The sequence below is a fragment of the Dryocola clanedunensis genome (assembly GCF_038405435.1).
GTDB lineage: Bacteria > Pseudomonadota > Gammaproteobacteria > Enterobacterales > Enterobacteriaceae > Dryocola > Dryocola clanedunensis_A.
The window spans coordinates 1-601 of the sequence record NZ_JBBYHZ010000131.1 but is presented as its reverse complement, the minus strand read 5'-3'; the positions used below and the strand labels follow the sequence as shown (position 1 = coordinate 601).

Annotated in this window: 1 protein-coding gene; it reads right to left on the bottom strand. The window is 68.7% G+C overall.

Annotated elements, in window-relative coordinates; all coding sequences use genetic code 11:
* Positions 1–601, bottom strand: a 601-nt coding sequence (locus AAE045_RS23830; RefSeq protein ID WP_455549773.1) for a hypothetical protein, incomplete at both ends; no start/stop codon positions are given.

Sequence of the window (601 nt, the reverse complement as noted above, 5' to 3'; positions counted from 1 at the left end):
GCGGATAGACGGCCATCGGGTCTTCCCGCAGCCGCTGCTCGACCACACTCATGTCTTCGACAAAGGTGCGCCAATCCATGGTGGAGAGGAAGCGCAGGCTGCCGATGCTGTTGCCGATGGAGACCTGGTCGGCCGCCTGCTGCTGGCCCTCGGCGGCGACCAGTTCATCGATGCGCTGACCGGCCGCAGCGGCCCACTGTTCCAGCCAGGCGATGGGCATGGCCCACGCGCCGCCGCGCCCCTGCAGCGAGCGGGTCAGCTCGGCGATGAAGGCACCGGTCAAGGGCGGCTCGGAGCGGGCCATATCGGCCACCACCAGGACCACCTCGGTCGGGGTGTCGGACGCCGCGCGATTGAGGTCCTCAGCCCATTGCGCCGCCAGGCTGCGGTCCGTGCCATCGCGCATCACCCGGGCGGCCATGCGCCGCAGATTTTCGAGCAGCGCCAGGCGCAGCATGATGGGGACCGCCCACAGTTCACCCAGGCTCAGGGGAGCAAGCGACTGGTAGGAGGCGATGAAACGGCCCAGGGTATCGGCGTCGATGTGACCGTCGCCGTGCGCGATGGCCTGCATCGACAGTTCATACACACGCGGCAGGCC